This window comes from Companilactobacillus paralimentarius DSM 13238 = JCM 10415 (assembly GCF_001434985.1).
GTDB classification, from domain to species: domain Bacteria; phylum Bacillota; class Bacilli; order Lactobacillales; family Lactobacillaceae; genus Companilactobacillus; species Companilactobacillus paralimentarius.
On the sequence record NZ_AZES01000155.1, the window covers coordinates 1 to 19,834 of the forward strand.

Sequence of the window (19,834 nt, forward strand, 5' to 3'; positions counted from 1 at the left end):
GAGATTAAAAAACTGGTATTGATTATTCATCAATACCAGAAAGTATAGAACCAAAATAAGAAATAAAAAAAAGAGAGTGGTGTAAAGAAAAAAACTTTACACCACTTCTTTTTTTGTGTATACTAACAAAGTTAAGTATTTAGGAGGAAACAAACATATGTCAGTTAAAATTAGAATGAAACGTATGGGTAGCAAATTACGCCCATTTTATAGATTAGTTGTTGCAGATTCACGTTCACCACGTGATGGCCGCTTTATTGAACAAGTTGGTTACTACAACCCAATCTCACAACCAGAAGAAATCAAACTTGATGACGACAAGATCGTTGAATGGTTGAACAAAGGTGCACAACCTTCAGATACAGTTCGTCACTTGTTGAAACAACATGGTATTATGCAAAAGTTCCATGAAAGCAAGTTTACAAAATAGTTATTTTGATGGGGCCAGATAAAACGATGTTTTGTCAGGGTCCTATTTATTTATCACGGAGGAAAAATGACCGAAAAATTATATCGAGTTGGTACTATCGTCAATACGCATGGTATTAAAGGTGAATTAAGAGTCGTTCCAATTACAGATTTTCCAGAAGATCGTTTCAAGGCAGGTTCTAAGTTAGTCTTTAAAAAGAATAATTCTAGTGAAGAATTCACAGTAGAGTCAGCTCGTAAACATAAGAATTTTGTTCTTTTGAAACTAAAGGGATATGACAACATCAACGATGTTGAAAAGTATGTTAAATCAGAGCTTTTTGCTAGTGGTGAATTAACTTCCGAATTAAACGAGGGTGAATTTCTTTATAAGCAAATCATTGGTTTGCAAGTAGTGGATAAAAACCTTGGTGAAATTGGAAAGATTACTGAGATCATGGAATTAGGTCCAAACGATGTTTGGGTTGTAAAAGGGACTAAATATAAGGAAGTTTTATTGCCTTATATTGAAGATGTTATTAAGAATGTTGATCTCGACAAGCAAATTGTTGAAGTCGAAATACCGGATGGATTGATAGATTAATGGATATTACAATTTTAAGCATTTTTCCAAGAATGTTTCAGGCGCTAAATGAATCTTTGATTGGTAAAGCTCAAGAAAGGGGACTCGTTAATATTGATGTAGTTGATTTTCGTGATTTTACAACGAATAAACAGCATCATGTTGACGATACAACCTATGGTGGTGGGGCAGGCATGCTTTTGCAAGCTCAACCAATTTACGATGCTATGGATTATGTCGAAACGAAAAAGCCAGGTCGGAAACGGGTAGTCCTACTCGATCCAGCTGGTAAAACTTTCAATACAAAAATGGCACGTGACTTTGCTAAAGAAGATCAATTAGTTTTTATTTGTGGACACTATGAAGGTTTTGATGAACGAGTTAAAGATCTAGTTACGGATGAAGTTTCAATCGGTGATTATATTTTGACTGGTGGTGAATTACCCACTATGAGTATGATTGATGCGACATTACGTTTTGTACCTGGAGTTTTAGGCAATTCGTTTTCTGCTGAGGAAGAATCGTTTTCGAACGGCTTGTTAGAGTATCCACAGTATACTAAACCAGCTGATTTCCGTGGTAAGAAGGTTCCAGATGTTTTGACAAGTGGTGATCATGAAAAGATTCGTCTTTGGAGATTAACACAAGCCTTGAAAAAAACTTTGGAACGTCGACCAGATTTATTGGAAACTGCAAAGCTGACGGATGAAGAAAAGAAATTACTCAGAAAAATTCGTCAAAATATATAGTTTACAAGTTCGTCCAAATAAAGTATCATTGTAAGAGTGTTTGGACACATATTAACGATATTCCGCTGTATGTCAGAGATATATAAGAGTGTCGAATTAGGGAGAAATTATTCATGAATGAATTAATTCAAGATATTACAAAAGAACAATTACGTTCTGACATTCCTGACTTCCGTAGCGGTGACACTATTCGTGTACATGCTAAGGTTGTTGAAGGTACTCGTGAACGTATTCAATTATTCGAAGGTGTCGTAATCAAGAGACATGGCTCAGGTATCAGTGCTACATACACTGTACGTAAGATGAGTAATGGTGTTGGTGTTGAAAGAACATTCCCATTGAACACACCTCGTGTAGAACAAATTGAAGTTATCAGACATGGTCGTGTACGTCGTAGCAAGCTTTACTACCTACGTGCTCGTACAGGTAAGGCTGCTCGTATTAAGGAACGTCGTCGCGACATCTAATTAATACATTTTAATGCAACTAAACTTCAAAAAATAAACCATCACGTTGAATTTTATAATTCAATGATGGTTTATTTTTTTATATATTTAATTGAAAATCTGATTGAAATATTCCAAGTAAAATTTTTGATCTTTTGGAGTTGCAACAATTTTAGTAACACTAGTATTTCGAGGCTCGGGGATACTCATCATGTCCTGGGGTTTAAGAACATCTAACACGGCGGCCTTAACAGTAAAACCGTGTGTAACGCAGATAAGTTTGTCATTGGGGTATTTATTCAGGGCATCTTCTAAAAAGCCGTGTACCCGTGTAACAACGTCTTCAAATCGTTCTCCATCGGTGGCATACTTCGTATAGAATGGTAAAACGTCATTCCAATATTCATTGTAGGCATCAGGATGAATTTTCTTTAAATCAGCATTTTTTTGTCCGTCCCATTGTCCATAAGATATTTCCACCAATCTTTTATCATAAGAGATTGGTAAATTGGCCTGTTTATTCAAAATTGTAGCTGTCTGTTGAGCACGCTTTAAAGGGCTACAGATAATACGATCTGCAAAGCTGATATCAAAATTCTGAGCCAGAGTCTGGGCTTGTTGTTGACCGTGATCATTTAAGTAAGTCATTTCGGTATTAATATTGCCTTGTTTCATTTTCATCACGTTGGCTTTAGTTTGTCCATGACGGATGAGATAGAATTCAGTCATAATTTCTCCCTCGTGGTTAAATTATTATCTATTATAGAAGAAGTTTTGCAGATAATAAAAAAATCACTCCGCAAAAGAGTGATTTAAAAAATTTGGGAACGATATAATCCAACAACTTTACCAAGTATCTCTACGTTATCTAAGATAATTGGATCCATTGTATCGTTTTCAGGTTGTAGGCGGTAATGTCCATTTTCTTGATAGAATCTCTTGCAAGTGGCTTCGATATCTTCAGTCATAGCGATAACAATTTCACCATTATTGGCAAAATTTTGTTCATGTACTATAACGTGGTCACCATCGTAAATACCACAATTGATCATACTTTCTCCGTGAATTTCAAGCATGAATAATTCACCAGAATCACGATTTAAGTCAGGTGGAATTGGAAAATATCCATCGGGATTACGTTCAGCTGTGATTGGTTGTCCAGCAGCAACAGTACCGAGGATAGGAATTTGTTTTGATTTGATACCGATGGAATTTAAACCTGCACCAGTAAGTTCGATTGCCCTAGGTTTAGTAGGGTCACGTTGAATAAAACCTTTTTTTTCAAGACGAGATAGATGACCATGTACCGTTGATGTAGATGATAAGTCTACAGCTTCGCAGATTTCTCTGACAGTGGGCGGATATCCATGTTCATCTAAATAATCATAAATACATTGTAGAATTTGTGACTGTTTAGAGCCTTCAGCTTTTGACATTAGAACACCTCATTGTTAATATCTTAATTAGATTGTATCAAAATATGAATACAAGTTCAAACAAGTGTTCGATATAATGGGGAGAGTTAAAATTATGAACGAACAAGAAGAATTGCTCAAAAAAATTAATAAATTAGCTCATAAGGCTAAAGATGGAACTATTACTAAAGAAGAAGAAGATCAACAAGCCGAACTTAGAAAAGAATATTTGAAGAATTTTCGTGCCAGTTTTAGATCCCAACTTGAAATGACACGTGTGTTTGATAAGCAAGGAAATGAGGTCACACCGGAGAAAGTTAGAGAGATTCAACGTAAAAAGGGTTTACGTGACGATTAACACTTTCAATTAGAGTGATTTTTTTGTAATATTAATAGATGTATGGAAAGGGTGAAACATAAATGGGAACAACAATAATCGTTGGTATTATAGCCTTATTAATCGGTTTAGTTGGTGGATTCTTTATTGCCAGATGGTATATGAAGAAGTACTTCCAAGATAATCCACCAATCAGCGCAGATATGATTAAGCAAATGATGGCTCAAATGGGACAAAAACCATCACAAAAGAAACTTAACCAATTAATGAGTACTATGAAAGCATCACAAAAAAAGAAGTAGTAAGTTAAATTAATAGACGATATGCATATTTTAATATGTGTATCGTCTATTTTTTTGTCTAAAAAATCAATTGCTCTTTATTTACGAACTATGATATTAATAATATCTAAAAAAATCTAAATTAAAACGATAAATGCGAATATTAATTAAAAATAATTGAATTAAATACGTGTTTTGTATTGAAAGAATTTTCATATCTTGATAGAATTTGGTTACCAAAGACAGAAAGGTGGAAAACCAATGAGTGATGTAGCGATAGTTATGGGATCAATTTCGGATTTACAAGTTATGCAGAACACAGTTGATGTTTTGAAAGACTTACAGGTCAGTTATGAAGTCAAAGTGATCTCAGCACATAGAACTCCTCAAGAGATGCTGGATTTTGCAAAAACGGCACGTTCTAATAACTTTAAAGTGATAATAGCAGGTGCAGGAGGCGCCGCTCATTTACCAGGAATGATTGCTTCATCAACTAGCTTGCCAGTTATCGGTGTTCCAGTACCATCTAGATATTTAAAAGGGATGGATTCTTTATTGTCAATTGTTCAAATGCCTGCTGGTGTTCCAGTGGCAACAGTCTCTATTGGTGAAGCTGGAGCTAAGAATGCTGCCATCATGGCGACAAAGATCTGTGCTTTACAAAATCAAGATTATGAACTTTCTCTGAATGGTTACACCAAGGCCATGCATGATAAGTCATTGGAAAGTGGGAAAAATCTTGACTAAAACAATCTTACCGGGTGCAACCATCGGAATTATCGGCGGGGGTCAACTCGGACAAATGATGTCTTTTTCAGCAAAGGAAATGGGTTATAAAGTTATTGTTCTCGATCCCACGCCAAATTGTCCAGCAGCACAAGTTTCCGACGATCAAATTGTTGCTGCATATGACGATTTAGCTCAATTGATTGAATTAGCCAAGCGTTGTGATGTTTTGACTTATGAATTTGAGAACGTCGATGCTGAAACAATCAATGAGGTGAAAAAATATACAGAAGTGCCTCAGGGTACTAAGGCTTTAACAATTACTCAAGATCGCGTTTCTGAAAAGAATTTTATTGAAAAAAGTGGTTTTTCAACAGTTCCGCATGTTGTTATCAATAATATTTTTGAATATCATCGTGCTGTTGAGAAATTAGGAACTCCAGTAATTGTAAAAACTACTCGTGGTGGCTATGACGGTAAAGGCCAGATTCTGATCGAAGATCCTGAAAAGGTTTGTTATGCCGATATTGAAGAATTATTGATGCATGGAACTTGTATCGTTGAAAAAAAGATTGCCTTGAAAAAAGAAGTCTCAGTTGTTGTCGCGGCTAATAGTTCTCAACAAACTTCTATTTTCCCCGTTATTGAAAATATTCATCGTCATAATATTCTGCACCTAAGTAGTTGTCCAGCAGAGATTAGTACAGAAACCGAAAATGAGATTTACCAAATTGGTGAGAAGTTAGCTCAAAATTTAGAATTAGTCGGTACTATGTGTATTGAATTCTTCATTTCTACGATAAATGAAGTTTTTGTTAATGAAATTGCTCCACGTCCGCATAATTCAGGTCATTTAACAATTGAATCGTGCAATATTTCTCAATTTGATGCTCATATCCGTGGTGTTTGTAATCTGGCAATGCCAAAAGTTCGACTTCTACAATCAGCAGTTATGGTCAATCTATTAGGACAGCATTTACAGCCAGCTAAGGAAGTTTTACCAGAACACACTGAATGGCATTTTCATGATTACGGTAAAGCTGAAAGTAAAAATAATCGTAAAATGGGTCACATTACAATTTTGAGTGACGATTTACGAGAAACAAAGAGTTCTGTTGAAAAAAATTCGATTTGGGATGTGTAAATCATGACTGAAAATAATTTACTTTATGAAGGTAAAGCTAAGAACATTTATAAAACAGACAAAGAAAATGAACTTTTGATGGTCTATAAAGATCAAGCAACGGCCTTTAATGGCAAGAAAAAAGAAGTGTTACCGGGTAAAGGTGTTTTGAATTGCCGTATTTCTACTTTGGTATTTGATTATTTGATTAAAAATGGCGTAAAAACTCATTTGATTGAAAATCTATCAGATCATGAACAATTAGTTCAAAAGAGTGAAGTTTTCCCATTAGAAGTAGTTTTGAGAAATATTGGTTCAGGTAGTTTTGTACGTAAATTCCACCTTGAAGATGGTTTGAAGTTGAGAGAACCAATTATTGAGTTTTATTACAAGAGCGATGCATTAGATGATCCTTTTATCAATGAGTCGCAAATTCATGCTTTGCGTATCGCGGATAAAGAGGAGATAGCTCGGATCAAGCAGATGACACTAGAAATCAATCAACTATTAATTCCGTTTTTTGCCCAAAGTGATTTTGATTTAGTTGACTTCAAATTGGAGTTTGGAAAAGTTAATAATGAAATTATTTTAGTAGATGAATTTTCACCGGATAACTGTCGTTTGTGGGATAAGACAAGTCATCATTCGATGGATAAAGATGTTTTTCGTAAGCATGAAGGCGATTTAGTTAAGACGTATCACTCAGTTTTAGAAAGATTGACAACACGATAGGAGTAAATGATGAAATTAGTTAAAGTTTATGTGACACTCAAACCCTCTGTTTTAGATGCCCAAGGAGAGGCGATTAAATCAGCTATTCAGACTATGGATTATGACAAAGTTTCTGGTGTCCATATGGGAAAATACTTCGAATTGAATTTTGAAGATTATCCTGATTTGGAAAAAGATATCGATACAATCTGTGACAATTTGTTAACCAATCCTAATATCGAAACATACCGTTATGAGATCATGGAGGCTGAATAAATGAAGTTTGCCGTTGTTAATTTTCCCGGATCTAACTGTGATATGGATCTGTACTATGCCATTAAAGACGGTATCAAGGAAGAGGTAGAACTAGTTGATTATCGCAAAACTAGCTTAGCAGGATTTGATGGTGTTTTAATTCCAGGTGGCTTTTCTTATGGCGACTATTTGAGAAGTGGTGCAATTGCTGTTCATGCTCCAATTATTAGTGAAATCGTCCGTTTTGCCAATGAAGGTAAGTTTGTTTTAGGTATCTGTAATGGATTCCAAATTTTAACGGAATTGCATTTATTGCCGGGTGCACTGATTCAAAATGAAAAGAGTCGTTTTATTTGTGAGACAGTTACTTTACAAGTGATGAACAATCAAACAATTTTTACTAATCGATACACCGAAAACGAAAAAATCCGTATACCGGTTGCTCATGGTGAAGGTAGATATTACTGTGATGAACAGACTTTGGAAGAATTAAAGGCCAATGATCAAATTGTTTTCCGTTATGACGAGAATATTAATGGAAGTGTTGATCAAATTGCTGGTGTAATGAATCGTCAAGGAAATGTTTTAGGAATGATGCCTCATCCGGAGCGTGCTTTGGAAGATATCGTGGGTTCTTCCGATGGGCTTAAACTATTTCAATCAATAATCAATCAAGTAAGGGTGAATAATTAATGACTGAACCTACTGCTAAGCAAATTCAGGATTCAAAGTTATATCAACAATGGGGATTGAGTGATTCAGAATACAAATTGATTTGTGAAAAAATTTTGCATCGCCTTCCTAATTACACAGAAACTGGATTGTATTCGGTTATGTGGAGCGAACATTGTTCTTACAAGAATTCCAAAAAAGTTTTACGAAAGATGCCTAATAAGAGTGATCGAGTATTGGCTGGACCAGGTGAAGATGCCGGAATTTTGGACATCGGTGATGGTCAGGCGGTTGTTTTCAAGGCCGAAAGTCACAATCATCCTTCAGCGGTTGAACCTTATCAAGGAGCCGCAACTGGTGTTGGAGGTATTATCAGAGATATTTTTTCAATGGGAGCCCAACCTTTTGCATTGTTAAACAGTTTGAAATTTGGTCCATTAAAGGATGGTCAAACTAAACATCTAGTTAACGAAGTAGTAGCAGGTATTGGTGGCTATGGGAATTGTATTGGTTTACCAACTGTTGGTGGCGAAATATCCTTCGAAAATTGTTATGAGAATAATCCCTTGGTTAATGCCATGTGCGTTGGCTTGTTAAACAAAACTGATTTTAAACACGGTACAGCTAGTGGTAAAGGTAATCTGATTGTCTACGTTGGTGCTAAAACAGGCCGTGATGGAATTCATGGTGCGACCTTTGCGTCAGATGAATTTACGGATACTAAAAATAAACAACGTTCAGCTGTTCAAGTTGGTAATCCTTTTATTGAAAAATTGTTGATGGATGCTTGTGTTGAAATCATTGAAAAACATCCTAATTGGATTTTGGGAATTCAAGATATGGGTGCTGCTGGATTAGTATCATCCACTGCAGAAATGGCTTCTAAAGCTGATAGTGGTTTGATTTTAAACTTGGACAATGTTCCACAACGTGAAACAGAAATGTCAGCTTACGAAATGATGTTGTCCGAGTCACAGGAACGAATGGTTCTCTGTGTGAAGCCACAGTTTAAAGATAATGTTTTAGCATTCTTCAAAAATTTTGAATTAGATGCTGTTGTAATCGGTCAAGTAACTGGAGACAAGCAATATAAAATTTATCATCGTGATGAATTGGTAACTGATATTCCTGTCCGTAGTTTGACTGAAGATGTACCTGAGTATGACCGTCCAGAGGTTGAACCAAAGCGTATTGCTCAAGATCGTGATTATCATTTTGTACCTAAAATTGATTCACTGATAGATACTTGGCAAGCTCTTTTGAAGCAACCCAATATTGCTAGTAAAAAGCATTTTTATCAAACTTATGATTCGCAAGTCAAAGCTGATACATTGGTACAACCTGGTAGTGATGCCGGTGTAACTCGTATTCGAGGCACGAAAAAGGCTATTGCAATGACTAATGATAGTAATTCTAAATATGTTTATTTAGATCCATACGTTGGTGGACAAATCACAGTTATGGAAGCTGCACGTAATATTGTCGCAAGTGGTGCAGAACCAATAGGTGTAACCGACTGTTTGAATTATGGTAATCCTGAAAACCCTGAAGTTTTTTGGGAGTTAGATAAGAGTGTAGAGGGAATTGCTAGTGCGTGTGAAAAAATCAATACACCGGTAATTTCCGGTAATGTGTCACTCTATAACGAATACAACGATGAGGCTATTTATCCTAGTCCTATGATTGGAATGGTTGGGTTAATCGACGACGTGAAAAAGGTTACTACAATCGCCTTTAAAGAAGCCGGCGACTTGATCTATTTATTAGGTAATACATTTAACGATTTCAATGGTTCCGAGATTCAATTGCAACAAACTGGTTCTATCAAAGGTGGTTTACGACCATTGGATCTGAACGAAGAAAGACTTCATCAAGATTTAATTCGTCAAGCTATTAATCAGGGATTAGTTGCCAGTTGTCATGATTTGAGTGAAGGCGGTTTGGCAGTAGCTTTGTCAGAATCAGCTTTTGATAAACAATTAGGCTTTGAAATTGAAACTGATTTAACTTCTGCTCAAATGTTTTCAGAAACACAATCACGTTTCTTAGTGACTGTTAAGCCGGAAGATAAAACTAATTTTGAAAATCTAGTTTTACGAGATTTCCAATATTTAGGTCAAGTTACAGAGGATTCTACTTTTAAGGTCACAACTAAGGATGAAACAGTTTCAATCAATGGTAAAGAAGCATCGAATAACTGGAAAGAGGCGATTGCGTGCTTGATGAAGTAAAGAGTTTAAACGAAGAATGTGGTGTTTTTGGTGTTTGGGGAGCTAAGAATGCTAATTATTTAACCTATTTGGGACTTCACAGCCTGCAACATCGTGGTCAAGAAGGTGCAGGAATTGTCGCCAATGATGGTAAAAAGTTGCGTACTTATCGTAATTTAGGATTGTTGACACAAGTTTTTTCAAAACCTGAGTACTTGAATAATTTAGTTGGTGATTCTGCCATCGGACATGTGCGATATTCTACTGCTGGTGAGAATAAGATTGAGAATGTTCAACCACTGCTTTTTGATTTCACTGACAGTCAATTAGCGTTAGCCCACAATGGTAATTTAACTAATGCGATTACTTTGAAAAAGGAATTAGAACGTCAGGGTCATATTTTCAAATCTAGTTCTGATTCAGAAGTTTTAGTGCATTTAATTAAACAGTCAACTCAAGAGACATTCCGTGATCGCATCATTGAAGCGTTGAACAAGATTCAAGGTGGATTCGCTTATCTGCTTTTAACTAAAGATGCTTTGATATTAGCTTTAGATTCTCATAGTTTCCGTCCGCTATCGATTGGAAAATTGGAAAATGGTGGATACGTAGTCGCCAGTGAAACTTGTGCTTTAGATGCGGTTGGAGCAACCTTCGTTCGTGATGTACAACCAGGTGAATTGATTACGATCTCTGATGAAGGAATGAAGATTGATCATTGGACAACTAAGACACAATTAGCAATCTGTTCAATGGAATTTGTCTATTTTGCTCGTCCTGATTCCGATATTCTTGGTATTAATGTTCACTCAGCCAGAAAACGTATGGGAGCTAACTTGGCTCAAGAGTATCCTGCGCCAGGCGATATCGTGGTTGGTGTTCCTAATTCATCTTTATCGGCTGCTAGTGGTTACGCTGAAGCTAGTGGTCTACCTTATGAAATGGGCTTGATCAAGAATCAATATATGGGTCGAGAATTTATTCAACCCACACAGGAATTACGTGAGAAGAGTGTTCGTCAAAAACTGGCCGCCGTTAAGGGTGTAGTTAAAGGTCGACGTGTCATTTTAGTTGATGATTCGATTGTTCGTGGAACGACTTGTGCCTATATTGTGCAGTTGTTAAGAGATGCCGGTGCGACCGAAGTTCATTTACGAATTGCATCACCAAGATTTATGCATCCATGTTTCTACGGAATCGATATTCAAGAAAAAAGTGAATTGATTGCGGCTCATAAGAGTATTGAAGAAATGAATCAAATTTTTGGTTCTGACTCATTACGTTTCTTGAGTGAAGATGGATTGATCGATGCTATTGGAATGAATGCAGATGCGCCATATTCAGGTTTGGATATGTCATATTTCAATGGCGATTATCCGACCTATTTATATGATTACGAATCCAAAAAATAAGGAGAATTTTATGTCAAATCCCTATCAAGATGCTGGTGTGAACGTGGAGTCTGGTTATAAGATTTCTCAATTTGTAAAACAAAAGACAAAGAGTAAGAGTATTGGTAATTTCGGTGGCATCTACGAAATTCCGGCCGGTTTTAAGCAGCCAGTTTTGGTTTCAAGTGATGACGGTGTAGGAACTAAACTTTTACTGACAAATGAATTTAAAAAGTGGGATACGATTGGAATTGATTGTGTTGCCATGTGCGTTAATGATATCTTGGCACAGGGAGCTATTCCACAATATTTCTTGGATTATATTTCTACTGGCAAAGTTGATCAAAAAGTTGAAGAAATTCTGAACGGTGTTATTGCTGGCTGTCAAATGGCTGATGCAGCCTTAATTGGTGGTGAAACTGCTGAAATGCCTGGTGTATATGATGATAGTGATTATGACATTGCAGGATTTGCGGTTGGTATTTGTGAAAAAGATGAACTTCTACATAAAGAGAACGTCAAAGAAGGTGACGTTTTAATTGGTATCACCTCGAGTGGGATTCATTCTAATGGTTACTCATTGGTTAGAAAGATTTTCTTCCAAGAAAATGATTTTGATTTGAATACTAATTTGCCTGAATTTACAGAACAATCATTGGGTGAAGTCTTACTAACGCCAACTAAAATATATTCTCATGAATTAGTTCCTTTATTAGCTCAAAGATTTATCAATGGTGCTGCTCATATTACTGGTGGAGGATTCTTCGAAAATGTTCCCCGAATGTTACCGAAAGAATTAGCTGCTGAAATCAACGTCGATATCTGGCCGGAATTACCAATTTTTCATGCCCTACAAAAGTATGGAAAATTAGAAACCATCGATATGTATCATATTTTTAATATGGGTCTGGGGATGATACTCGCAGTTGATCCTAATAACGAGTTAGAGGTTTTAGAGCAATTAAATCAGCATGAAACATTAGCCTATACAATCGGTGAAGTTGTAAAAAAAGATTCAGCTAGTCTGGTTTTGAAAGGAGATAAGCTATGAAAGTAGCCATCTTTGCCTCAGGTAATGGAAGCAATTTTGAAGCCATTGCTGGATCAGATGAATTAAGAAATTTGGGATTAGAAATTGAATTGTTAGTTTGTGATCAGCCCAACGCTCATGTAATTAAACGGGCCGAGAAATATCATGTTCCTGTATTTGTAAATCAGTTGGCTGATTATGCTAATCGTAGTGAATATGAACAAGCGATTATTGATAAGTTAACGCCGTTAAAAATTGAATATATCCTTTTGGCGGGGTATATGCGTGTGGTTACGCCAACCCTATTGGGTGCATACCCTAATCGTATTATCAATATTCATCCATCGTTATTACCAAAATATTCTGGCTTAGAAGCAATTGAACGTGCTTATGTAGCCAATGAACCTGTAACAGGTGTAACGATTCATTACATTGATGAAGGGGTCGATACCGGTCCGATCATTAAGCAAATGAAGGTTGTACGTTTAAGAAATGATACTGAAGCTAGTTTAGAAAGTCGAATTCATCAGACTGAGCATCAAATGTACCGTACAGTAGTGCGAGATTTATTAATAAAAAATAATGGGGTAAGTAAATAATGAAGAGAGCTTTGATTAGTGTTTCTGACAAAACTGGAGTAGTTGAGTTTGCTAAAGGATTAATTGAAAATAATTTTGAAATTATTTCTACTGGTGGTACATATAAGAAGTTACAAGAGAATGGCGTAAAAGTTACTGAAATTGACGAAGTAACTAAGTTTCCTGAAATTCTTGATGGTCGTGTGAAGACACTTCATCCGATGGTTCATGCGGGGTTATTAGCTAAACGTGATAATCCTGAACACATGAAGACCTTGGAAAAGTTGAATATTCAAACGATTGATTTAGTTTGTGTCAATCTTTATCCATTCAAGGAAACAATTTCTAAAGATGGTGTTACACCAGCCCAAGCTATTGAGCAAATTGATATTGGTGGTCCATCAATGATTCGTTCAGCTTCGAAGAATTTCAAGAGTGTTTACGTTGTTATTGATACTAATGATTATGAAAAAGTTCTAGCAAGTATTAAAAATAATGAAAACGATTTAGCTTTAAGACAAAGTTTAGCTGCTAAAGCATTTAGACACACAGCTGAATATGACAGTATTATTGCTCATTATTTATCTGATCTTAATGGTGAAGAATTCCCTGATGTAGAAGTATTGGGTTACGATTTTCATCAGGAATTGAGATATGGTGAAAATTCACATCAAAAAGCGGCCTTTTATCAAAGTGCTATGCCTAGTGAATATTCAATTGCTTCAGCAAAACAGTTACATGGTAAAGAGCTTTCCTTCAATAATATAAAAGATGCTGATGCCGCCTTGAGAATTGTGGCTGATTTTGATAAGCCTTGTGTAGCTGCTTTGAAACACATGAATCCTTGTGGTGTTGGTGTAGATGATGAATCAATTTATCAGGCTTGGCGTAAAGCTTACACGGCTGATACAATGTCAATTTTTGGTGGAATCGTTGCAGTTAACCGTGAAGTAACTAAAGAAATCGCTGAAGAAATGCATAAGATCTTCTTGGAAATTGTTATTGCTCCAAGCTTTACACCTGAAGCTTTGGAAATTCTAGAATCTAAGAAAAATATTCGTTTAATGACTTTAGACTTCACTAAGTCTCAAACTGCTGATAAATACGAATATGTTTCCGTTATGGGTGGACTTTTAGTTCAAGAAAGAGATACGACAGTTGATAATTTAGATGAATTCCAAGTTGTTACTAAGAAGGCTCCAACTACTGAAGAAATGAAAGCTTTACTATTTGGTCAACAAGTTGTTAAGCACGTTAAGAGTAATGCGATTGTTATTTCTACAACTGATAAAACTTTAGGAATTGGTGCAGGTCAAATGAATCGTATTGGCTCTGTAAAGATTGCTATTGAACAAGAGGAACAAGCTGAAGAACATAAACCATTGATTATGGCCTCTGATGCCTTTTTCCCAATGGATGACTGTGTAAATTACGCTGCTGAACACGGCATTACAGCCATTGTGCAACCTGGTGGCTCAATTAAGGATCAAGATTCAATCGATATGGCTGATAAATATGGTATCGCTATGGTCTTCACTGGTAGAAGACACTTCAAACACTAGAGAGGTTTATCAATGAAAATACTTGTTGTCGGTTCCGGTGCAAGGGAAGATGCCATTTGTCAGGCACTTCAAAAAAATTCTCAAAATGTTGTTTTCTGTGCTCCTGGTAATGATGGGATGAAATTGTCAGGAATCAAAACTATTTCAATAGAAGAAAATGATTTTGAAAGAATGGCAAATTTTGCTCAAACAAATTCCATTGACTATACAGTCGTGGGTCCAGAAGAACCATTAGTCAACGGAATCGTGGATTTCTTTAAACGACAAAATTTGAAAATCTTTGGACCAAATCAGCAAGCGGCTCAGGTAGAAGGTTCTAAGACCTTCACTAAGAGATTAATGGCAGATGCTGGTATTCCAACTGCTCAATATCAGGAATTTACAAAATTAGAAGATGCTCTAAATTATTTAAAGATAGTTTCCGATTTTCCAATTGTAATAAAAGCTGACGGACTAGCTGCTGGAAAGGGGGTCTTCATTGCTCCTGATTTAGTTGCGGCAGCCGAAGTAGTAACTGATTTATTAGCTGAACATAAATTTAATACTAGAAGGGTTGTAATTGAAGAATACCTTGAAGGTGAGGAATTCTCACTAATGGTTTTTGTTGATCATAAACGTTTTTATCCAATGCCATTAGCACAAGATTATAAGAAAATTCTTGATGGTGATTTGGGACCTAATACAGGTGGCATGGGAGCTGTTTGTCCTGTCGCAAATATTTCTAAAAATATTGAGCAAGAAGCAATAGAAAATGTTTTGAAACCATTTGTTACAGAACTTTATGATCAGGGTATCAAGTATACTGGAATTCTTTATGCCGGCTTGATTTTGACAAAGAAGGGTATTAAAGTCATCGAATTCAATGCTCGATTTGGTGATCCTGAAACGGAAGTGGTTTTGCCAAGATTACAGTCCGATTTGTCAGAAATTATTGAGCAAATTTTGTGTCATAAAAAAATAAAAAAAATTGATTGGCAAATAGGTGGCCTAAATCTGGGAGTTTTTGCTGTCAGCAAAGGGTATCCTATAAAACCTGTATTTGGTTCCTTAGGGGATAGGGATACTTTCAAAAAGTGTTCATTGATGATCAACTACGCAAGTGTGAGACGAGAGCAGCAGCAATTATACAGCCACGGTGGTCGTTTATACTTGATACAAGCACAGGCTGAAACGGTTGAGGATGCTCAAACAAAAGTTTATCAAGAACTTGAAAAAATGGATCAAACAAATATTTTTTATCGACGAGATATTGGTAAGAACTCCATTTAGTTCAAAAAGGTAGAAGTAAGATTTCGTTTGAAATATTACTTCTACCTTTTTATTTGAATCGATATCTTAGAATTTTGAGTTTTTGAAAAATTTATAGACATAGATATTTAGAGTATTTTTTATTGGTCATTGAAACTATTGAAAATAGCGTTGCATAGAACGAAAAAGAAAGTTATTCTTTAAGAAATTGGTAATCTTATTGGACAAGTTAATAAAAATAAGTGGTTTTCTAATTTTAAAATGTTGATCTAACGGTCTTTTCTTAGTGTACTCCCCATGTATATGGGGATGATTCTGTCAAGGTTAATATTCGCTATTTTTGTCATTTGTACTCCCCATGTATATGGGGATGATTCCATTAGCCGAGGATACTCCTGTTAGTACGGAAGGTACTCCCCATGTATATGGGGATGATTCCTTTTGTGCTTGGATATCATCTACTTCATTATTGTACTCCCCATGTATATGGGGATGATTCCGTGTCCAGCTTGTATTTGTTTTTTCATCATGGGTACTCCCCATGTATATGGGGATGATTCCTAAGTCGCAGTTACCATTCACAACGTTGTAATGTACTCCCCATGTATATGGGGATGATTCCAAACTCGTTCAATACTTTCATCCCCTTTATAAGTACTCCCCATGTATATGGGGATGATTCTGTGTGGACCTTGGTTTAAATAGGTGGTCCTTCGTACTCCCCATGTATATGGGGATGATTCTACAAGCATGAACATGTTTATAAATTAGTGAAAGTACTCCCCATGTATATGGGGATGATTCTAATGACGAACGGTTAGGCGATTGGGAACCCGAGTACTCCCCATGTATATGGGGATGATTCTGTGTGGACCTTGGTTTAAATAGGTGGTCCTTCGTACTCCCCATGTATATGGGGATGATTCCGTTGTGAAGCAATTCCTCCACACCTGTTACGCGTACTCCCCATGTATATGGGGATGATTCTGGTTCGGCCAAGCATCCACGGCCTAAGTATAAGTGTTCCCCATATACATGGGATGGTTTTAATTAGAGCCAAGAGCTCTTTTTTTATCATAATTTTTTCAGAAGTGAAATTGTACCGTAAATAGATTTAGTCATGAGCTAATTTGTAATGAGGTTAGATATTAGAAAGTAAATTTTCATTTCTTACAAGTCTAACTATATTAATAGTGGCATAATAAAGATAACGATTACATTGCCGTTTGCGTAGATAAATTTGAAAGATAATCTCTCTAAAAAGGGGAAATATTAAATGTCAGTAAAATTAACGAGTAGAGAAACTAGTTTATGGGCAAAAAAACATGTAGATGATGGGGAAATGTTGTGGCTTCCATTAGTTGCCCACTTAGTAGATTGCAGTCATGTGATGAATTGGCTTTTTTATCATTGGTTAAATGCCGGTCAAAGAGAATTGTTAACTCAGTCGGTTTCTGAAGAAGACATGCAAAAGCTAATTAAATTTTTGGGATTCTTTCATGATATTGGGAAAGCCACACCGGCTTTTCAAACAAAAAAATCTTACGATAATAATGCTTCGCTTGATGAAGAGTTGATTGAACGCTTGAATCGAAATGGTTTTTCTGAATTACGAGTATCTGGATTATCATCTCCACAAAAATCACCTCATGCATTAGCTGGAGAAGCAATCTTAGAAAGTGATGCATTTAATATTCCTGCTTCCGTAGGGGCTATCATTGGAGGTCATCATGGTAAACCGGCTGAAAAACATAATCTCAGAATTCAATTGGGAAATTATACTGCCAACTACGATCAAGTTGATGGGCATGTTAAAGATCCTATTGAGGAAGAACGTCGACAGGAAGAAAAACAAGCTTGGCAAGATACTCGACAACGGTTATTTGATTATGGAATGAATTTAGCTGGATATACTGAGGCTGGTGAAATTCCAGAGGTTGGACAACCACAGGCAGTTATCTTAGAAGGACTTCTGATTATGGCAGATTGGCTATCTTCAAGTGAGTGGTTGAATGAAGATCGATCTAAACCTCTGTTTCCGTTAATTGGGCTTGATCAAGGTTATCAAGACATAGATATGACAAGTCGATTTAAGAATGCCATTTTAACGTGGAAGCAATCCGACAAATGGGTTCCACAAAAGGTGATACTGAATGATAATACTAATCCATATTTTAATCATTGGGGATATACTCCACGCCCGGTTCAATTAGCTATGACTCAAGCAATTCAGGCTACAACTGATCCCGGACTTGTAATTGTTGAAGCGGGTATGGGCCTTGGAAAAACAGAAATATCTTTAATTGCAGCGGAACAACTTGCATATAAAACTGGCAGAAATGGGTTTTTTATGGGGTTGCCAACACAAGCAACAACCAATGCTATGTTTACGCGAGTGCTTGAGTGGACAAAATTTTTGGCTGATGATGAAGGAAAAAAATTACAAATTGATTTGATGCAGAGTAAACGACAATATAATTCAGAATTCACTAATTTGCCAGAGGCTAGCAATATTTATGAGCAGAGTGAAAATGGCAAGCAACATCAAACTGGATCAGTGGTTGTTAACAGTTGGTTTACAGGTAAAAAATCAATTCTGACAGATTTTACAGTAGGAACTATTGATAATCTATTACGTATGGGACTAAAAAAGAAGCATCTTTTTTTACGTCATCTTGGATTCAGTGGAAAAGTTGTCGTTATTGATGAGGTACATGCGTATGATACATATATGTCTAGTTATCTCTTTAAAGCTATGAACTGGTTAGGAGCTTATCATGTGCCGGTAATTATTCTCTCGGCAACTTTGCCAGTTAAAAAACGAAATCAGCTGGTTAAAGCGTACTTAAAAGGAAAATATGGTTTAAGCTATCAGAATCAATTAATTGCTAAAGATGGATGGGAGACAACGCAAGCTTATCCGTTACTGACAATTTTGGACGGACCTGAATTAAAACAACTAACTAAATTTGATCAGAAGAATCAAAAATCTACTCATTTGTATGTACAACGTTTAAACGTGAATGATGAAGAATTGGTTCAAGCAGTTACAGATAAAATAAAACAAGGCGGAGTAGCTGGTATTATTGTCAATACTGTTAAAAGAGCACAAACTCTTGCCAAAGCATTTCAGCAGAATCAAACTATGGGCGATACTCCCTTGATGGTATTGCACTCCGCATTCTTAGCACCTGAAAGGTCTAAGCAAGAGGAAAAATTGCAAAGACTTATTGGTAAGGACGGTCATCGCCCACACAAAATGATTGTGATTGGAACTCAAGTATTGGAACAGTCGCTTGATATTGATTTTGATGTTTTATATACGGATATTGCTCCCATTGATTTGATTTTACAACGTGCTGGTCGTTTACATCGGCATGATATTCAAAGACCTGAAACTTTGAATATTCCAGAAGTATTTGTTATGGGAATTCAAGCCCCATATGAATATGGCGATGCTAATGAAGCTATTTATGAAAAGTATCTTTTGATGAAAACTGACTATTTTTTGCAAGATACGGTAACTCTACCGGATGATATTTCCAAGTTAGTACAGGAAGTATACGATCCAAAAACGGATGATTTAATTCCAGAAATCGGAGAATCGAGAATTAAGTTAGATAAAGATCAAGCACAGGAAAAACAGCGTTCAAAGGTTTTCCAAATTGCGGCACCAAAATTTAGACTTAAATCGACTATTCATGGTTGGTTAGATTATGATTTCCGTAATTTAAATAAAGATGAACAAAGTGCTAATGCGGCGGTAAGAGATATTCAAGAAACGGTTGAGGTTATCTTGATACAATGTACAGCAAAAGGACAATATTTAGTGGATGGACGGTCATTAAGAGACGTTTCAGATCGTGAAATATCTGAACAAGTAATTCGTCTACCAATGGCCATTACGCCTAATGCTGCCGTGATTACTAAAGTTATAAATGATCTAGAAGATAAAACTGCAGAATACTTTGATAAATGGCAAGAGAGCCCATGGTTAAGGGGGTCCTTGGCATTGCCGTTGGATGATAATTTATCAGCAACTCTTGGCAACTGGCGATTAATGTATTCAGAAGATTTAGGATTAAATTATACAAAGGAGGATAAGTAAA

Annotated in this window: 20 protein-coding genes and 1 CRISPR repeat array; of the genes, 18 read left to right on the forward strand and 2 right to left on the reverse strand. The window is 36.2% G+C overall.

From position 1 onward, the window contains the following. The first annotated feature begins 157 nt into the window (after positions 1–157). From rpsP to rplS, 4 genes are all read left to right on the forward strand, one after another. On the forward strand, positions 158–430 hold the full coding sequence (rpsP, locus tag FD33_RS11510; protein WP_010019451.1) for a 30S ribosomal protein S16: 273 nt from the start codon (positions 158–160) through the stop codon (positions 428–430). Between the two features lie 66 nt (positions 431–496). Then, positions 497–1,012: a ribosome maturation factor RimM gene (rimM, locus tag FD33_RS11515; RefSeq protein WP_025085683.1), complete on the forward strand. Its 516-nt coding sequence runs from the start codon at positions 497–499 to the stop codon at positions 1,010–1,012. Continuing rightward, positions 1,012–1,740: a tRNA (guanosine(37)-N1)-methyltransferase TrmD gene (trmD, locus tag FD33_RS11520; RefSeq protein ID WP_025085682.1), complete on the forward strand. Its 729-nt coding sequence runs from the start codon at positions 1,012–1,014 to the stop codon at positions 1,738–1,740. Before rimM ends, trmD begins: the two co-directional genes overlap by 1 nt. Before the next feature lie 113 nt (positions 1,741–1,853). Beyond that, positions 1,854–2,207 carry a 50S ribosomal protein L19 gene (rplS, locus tag FD33_RS11525; protein WP_025085681.1) on the forward strand — a complete coding sequence of 118 codons (354 nt, stop codon included), beginning with the start codon at positions 1,854–1,856 and terminating at the stop codon, positions 2,205–2,207. A gap of 87 nt (positions 2,208–2,294) precedes the next feature. Here rplS and FD33_RS11530 read toward each other — a convergent pair whose 3' ends face one another. Next, a complete protein-coding gene (locus FD33_RS11530; RefSeq protein WP_025085680.1) occupies positions 2,295–2,915 on the reverse strand; it encodes a histidine phosphatase family protein in 621 nt (206 codons plus the stop codon). Between the two features lie 83 nt (positions 2,916–2,998). Further along, the gene (gene lexA / locus FD33_RS11535) at positions 2,999–3,622 is read right to left on the reverse strand and encodes a transcriptional repressor LexA (RefSeq protein ID WP_025085679.1); all 624 of its coding nucleotides are present in this window, start codon (positions 3,620–3,622) and stop codon (positions 2,999–3,001) included. A 94-nt stretch (positions 3,623–3,716) separates the two neighbouring features. Between lexA and FD33_RS11540 the strand changes: the two genes are divergently transcribed. The 14 genes from FD33_RS11540 (at position 3,717) to FD33_RS11605 (ending at position 19,833) form a co-directional block, all read left to right on the forward strand. Beyond that, positions 3,717–3,959, forward strand: coding sequence for a DUF896 domain-containing protein (locus FD33_RS11540; protein ID WP_025085678.1), 243 nt, complete (start codon positions 3,717–3,719; stop codon positions 3,957–3,959). A gap of 62 nt (positions 3,960–4,021) precedes the next feature. Beyond that, on the forward strand, positions 4,022–4,240 hold the full coding sequence (locus FD33_RS11545) for a YneF family protein (RefSeq protein ID WP_025085677.1): 219 nt from the start codon (positions 4,022–4,024) through the stop codon (positions 4,238–4,240). Positions 4,241–4,480: 240 nt separating this feature from the next. After that, positions 4,481–4,966, forward strand: coding sequence for a 5-(carboxyamino)imidazole ribonucleotide mutase (gene purE / locus FD33_RS11550; RefSeq protein WP_025085676.1), 486 nt, complete (start codon positions 4,481–4,483; stop codon positions 4,964–4,966). After that, a complete protein-coding gene (gene purK, locus FD33_RS11555) occupies positions 4,959–6,089 on the forward strand; it encodes a 5-(carboxyamino)imidazole ribonucleotide synthase (RefSeq protein ID WP_025085675.1) in 1,131 nt (376 codons plus the stop codon). Before purE ends, purK begins: the two co-directional genes overlap by 8 nt. Positions 6,090–6,092: 3 nt before the next feature. Beyond that, positions 6,093–6,800, forward strand: coding sequence for a phosphoribosylaminoimidazolesuccinocarboxamide synthase (gene purC, locus FD33_RS11560; protein WP_025085674.1), 708 nt, complete (start codon positions 6,093–6,095; stop codon positions 6,798–6,800). A gap of 6 nt (positions 6,801–6,806) precedes the next feature. After that, complete coding sequence (gene purS / locus FD33_RS11565; protein WP_025085673.1) at positions 6,807–7,055, forward strand: phosphoribosylformylglycinamidine synthase subunit PurS; 249 nt, start codon at positions 6,807–6,809, stop codon at positions 7,053–7,055. Beyond that, positions 7,056–7,727, forward strand: a complete 672-nt coding sequence (gene purQ / locus FD33_RS11570; RefSeq protein ID WP_025085672.1) for a phosphoribosylformylglycinamidine synthase subunit PurQ — start codon at positions 7,056–7,058, stop codon at positions 7,725–7,727. After that, positions 7,727–9,937: a phosphoribosylformylglycinamidine synthase subunit PurL gene (gene purL / locus FD33_RS11575; protein WP_025085671.1), complete on the forward strand. Its 2,211-nt coding sequence runs from the start codon at positions 7,727–7,729 to the stop codon at positions 9,935–9,937. The genes purQ and purL overlap by 1 nt, the downstream gene beginning before the upstream one ends. Beyond that, positions 9,922–11,328: an amidophosphoribosyltransferase gene (purF, locus tag FD33_RS11580; protein ID WP_025085670.1), complete on the forward strand. Its 1,407-nt coding sequence runs from the start codon at positions 9,922–9,924 to the stop codon at positions 11,326–11,328. Before purL ends, purF begins: the two co-directional genes overlap by 16 nt. Positions 11,329–11,338: 10 nt before the next feature. Next, a complete protein-coding gene (gene purM, locus FD33_RS11585) occupies positions 11,339–12,358 on the forward strand; it encodes a phosphoribosylformylglycinamidine cyclo-ligase (protein WP_025085669.1) in 1,020 nt (339 codons plus the stop codon). Next, positions 12,355–12,936 (forward strand): phosphoribosylglycinamide formyltransferase, encoded by a 582-nt coding sequence (purN, locus tag FD33_RS11590; RefSeq protein ID WP_025085668.1) that lies wholly within the window; start codon positions 12,355–12,357, stop codon positions 12,934–12,936. The genes purM and purN overlap by 4 nt, the downstream gene beginning before the upstream one ends. Then, positions 12,936–14,477, forward strand: a complete 1,542-nt coding sequence (gene purH / locus FD33_RS11595; protein ID WP_025085667.1) for a bifunctional phosphoribosylaminoimidazolecarboxamide formyltransferase/IMP cyclohydrolase — start codon at positions 12,936–12,938, stop codon at positions 14,475–14,477. The genes purN and purH overlap by 1 nt, the downstream gene beginning before the upstream one ends. 12 nt (positions 14,478–14,489) lie before the next feature. After that, positions 14,490–15,746, forward strand: a complete 1,257-nt coding sequence (gene purD, locus FD33_RS11600; RefSeq protein WP_025085666.1) for a phosphoribosylamine--glycine ligase — start codon at positions 14,490–14,492, stop codon at positions 15,744–15,746. Between the two features lie 267 nt (positions 15,747–16,013). After that, positions 16,014–16,713: a CRISPR direct-repeat array (repeat unit 29 nt; unit sequence GTACTCCCCATGTATATGGGGATGATTCC). Positions 16,714–17,001: 288 nt separating this feature from the next. After that, positions 17,002–19,833, forward strand: coding sequence for a CRISPR-associated helicase/endonuclease Cas3 (locus FD33_RS11605; protein WP_056955990.1), 2,832 nt, complete (start codon positions 17,002–17,004; stop codon positions 19,831–19,833). The last annotated feature ends 1 nt before the right edge of the window (position 19,834 follow it).

What these genes read in the sequence shown, in the direction of transcription:
- rpsP (WP_010019451.1), top strand. Translation starts at nt 158, where the DNA reads ATGTCAGTTAAAATTAGAATGAAACGTATGGGTAGCAAATTACGCCCA.
- rimM (WP_025085683.1), top strand. Translation starts at nt 497, where the DNA reads ATGACCGAAAAATTATATCGAGTTGGTACTATCGTCAATACGCATGGT.
- trmD (WP_025085682.1), top strand. Translation starts at nt 1,012, where the DNA reads ATGGATATTACAATTTTAAGCATTTTTCCAAGAATGTTTCAGGCGCTA.
- rplS (WP_025085681.1), top strand. Translation starts at nt 1,854, where the DNA reads ATGAATGAATTAATTCAAGATATTACAAAAGAACAATTACGTTCTGAC.
- FD33_RS11530 (WP_025085680.1), bottom strand. Translation starts at nt 2,915, where the DNA reads ATGACTGAATTCTATCTCATCCGTCATGGACAAACTAAAGCCAACGTG.
- lexA (WP_025085679.1), bottom strand. Translation starts at nt 3,622, where the DNA reads ATGTCAAAAGCTGAAGGCTCTAAACAGTCACAAATTCTACAATGTATT.
- FD33_RS11540 (WP_025085678.1), top strand. Translation starts at nt 3,717, where the DNA reads ATGAACGAACAAGAAGAATTGCTCAAAAAAATTAATAAATTAGCTCAT.
- FD33_RS11545 (WP_025085677.1), top strand. Translation starts at nt 4,022, where the DNA reads ATGGGAACAACAATAATCGTTGGTATTATAGCCTTATTAATCGGTTTA.
- purE (WP_025085676.1), top strand. Translation starts at nt 4,481, where the DNA reads ATGAGTGATGTAGCGATAGTTATGGGATCAATTTCGGATTTACAAGTT.
- purC (WP_025085674.1), top strand. Translation starts at nt 6,093, where the DNA reads ATGACTGAAAATAATTTACTTTATGAAGGTAAAGCTAAGAACATTTAT.
- purS (WP_025085673.1), top strand. Translation starts at nt 6,807, where the DNA reads ATGATGAAATTAGTTAAAGTTTATGTGACACTCAAACCCTCTGTTTTA.
- purQ (WP_025085672.1), top strand. Translation starts at nt 7,056, where the DNA reads ATGAAGTTTGCCGTTGTTAATTTTCCCGGATCTAACTGTGATATGGAT.
- purL (WP_025085671.1), top strand. Translation starts at nt 7,727, where the DNA reads ATGACTGAACCTACTGCTAAGCAAATTCAGGATTCAAAGTTATATCAA.
- purM (WP_025085669.1), top strand. Translation starts at nt 11,339, where the DNA reads ATGTCAAATCCCTATCAAGATGCTGGTGTGAACGTGGAGTCTGGTTAT.
- purN (WP_025085668.1), top strand. Translation starts at nt 12,355, where the DNA reads ATGAAAGTAGCCATCTTTGCCTCAGGTAATGGAAGCAATTTTGAAGCC.
- purH (WP_025085667.1), top strand. Translation starts at nt 12,936, where the DNA reads ATGAAGAGAGCTTTGATTAGTGTTTCTGACAAAACTGGAGTAGTTGAG.
- purD (WP_025085666.1), top strand. Translation starts at nt 14,490, where the DNA reads ATGAAAATACTTGTTGTCGGTTCCGGTGCAAGGGAAGATGCCATTTGT.
- FD33_RS11605 (WP_056955990.1), top strand. Translation starts at nt 17,002, where the DNA reads ATGTCAGTAAAATTAACGAGTAGAGAAACTAGTTTATGGGCAAAAAAA.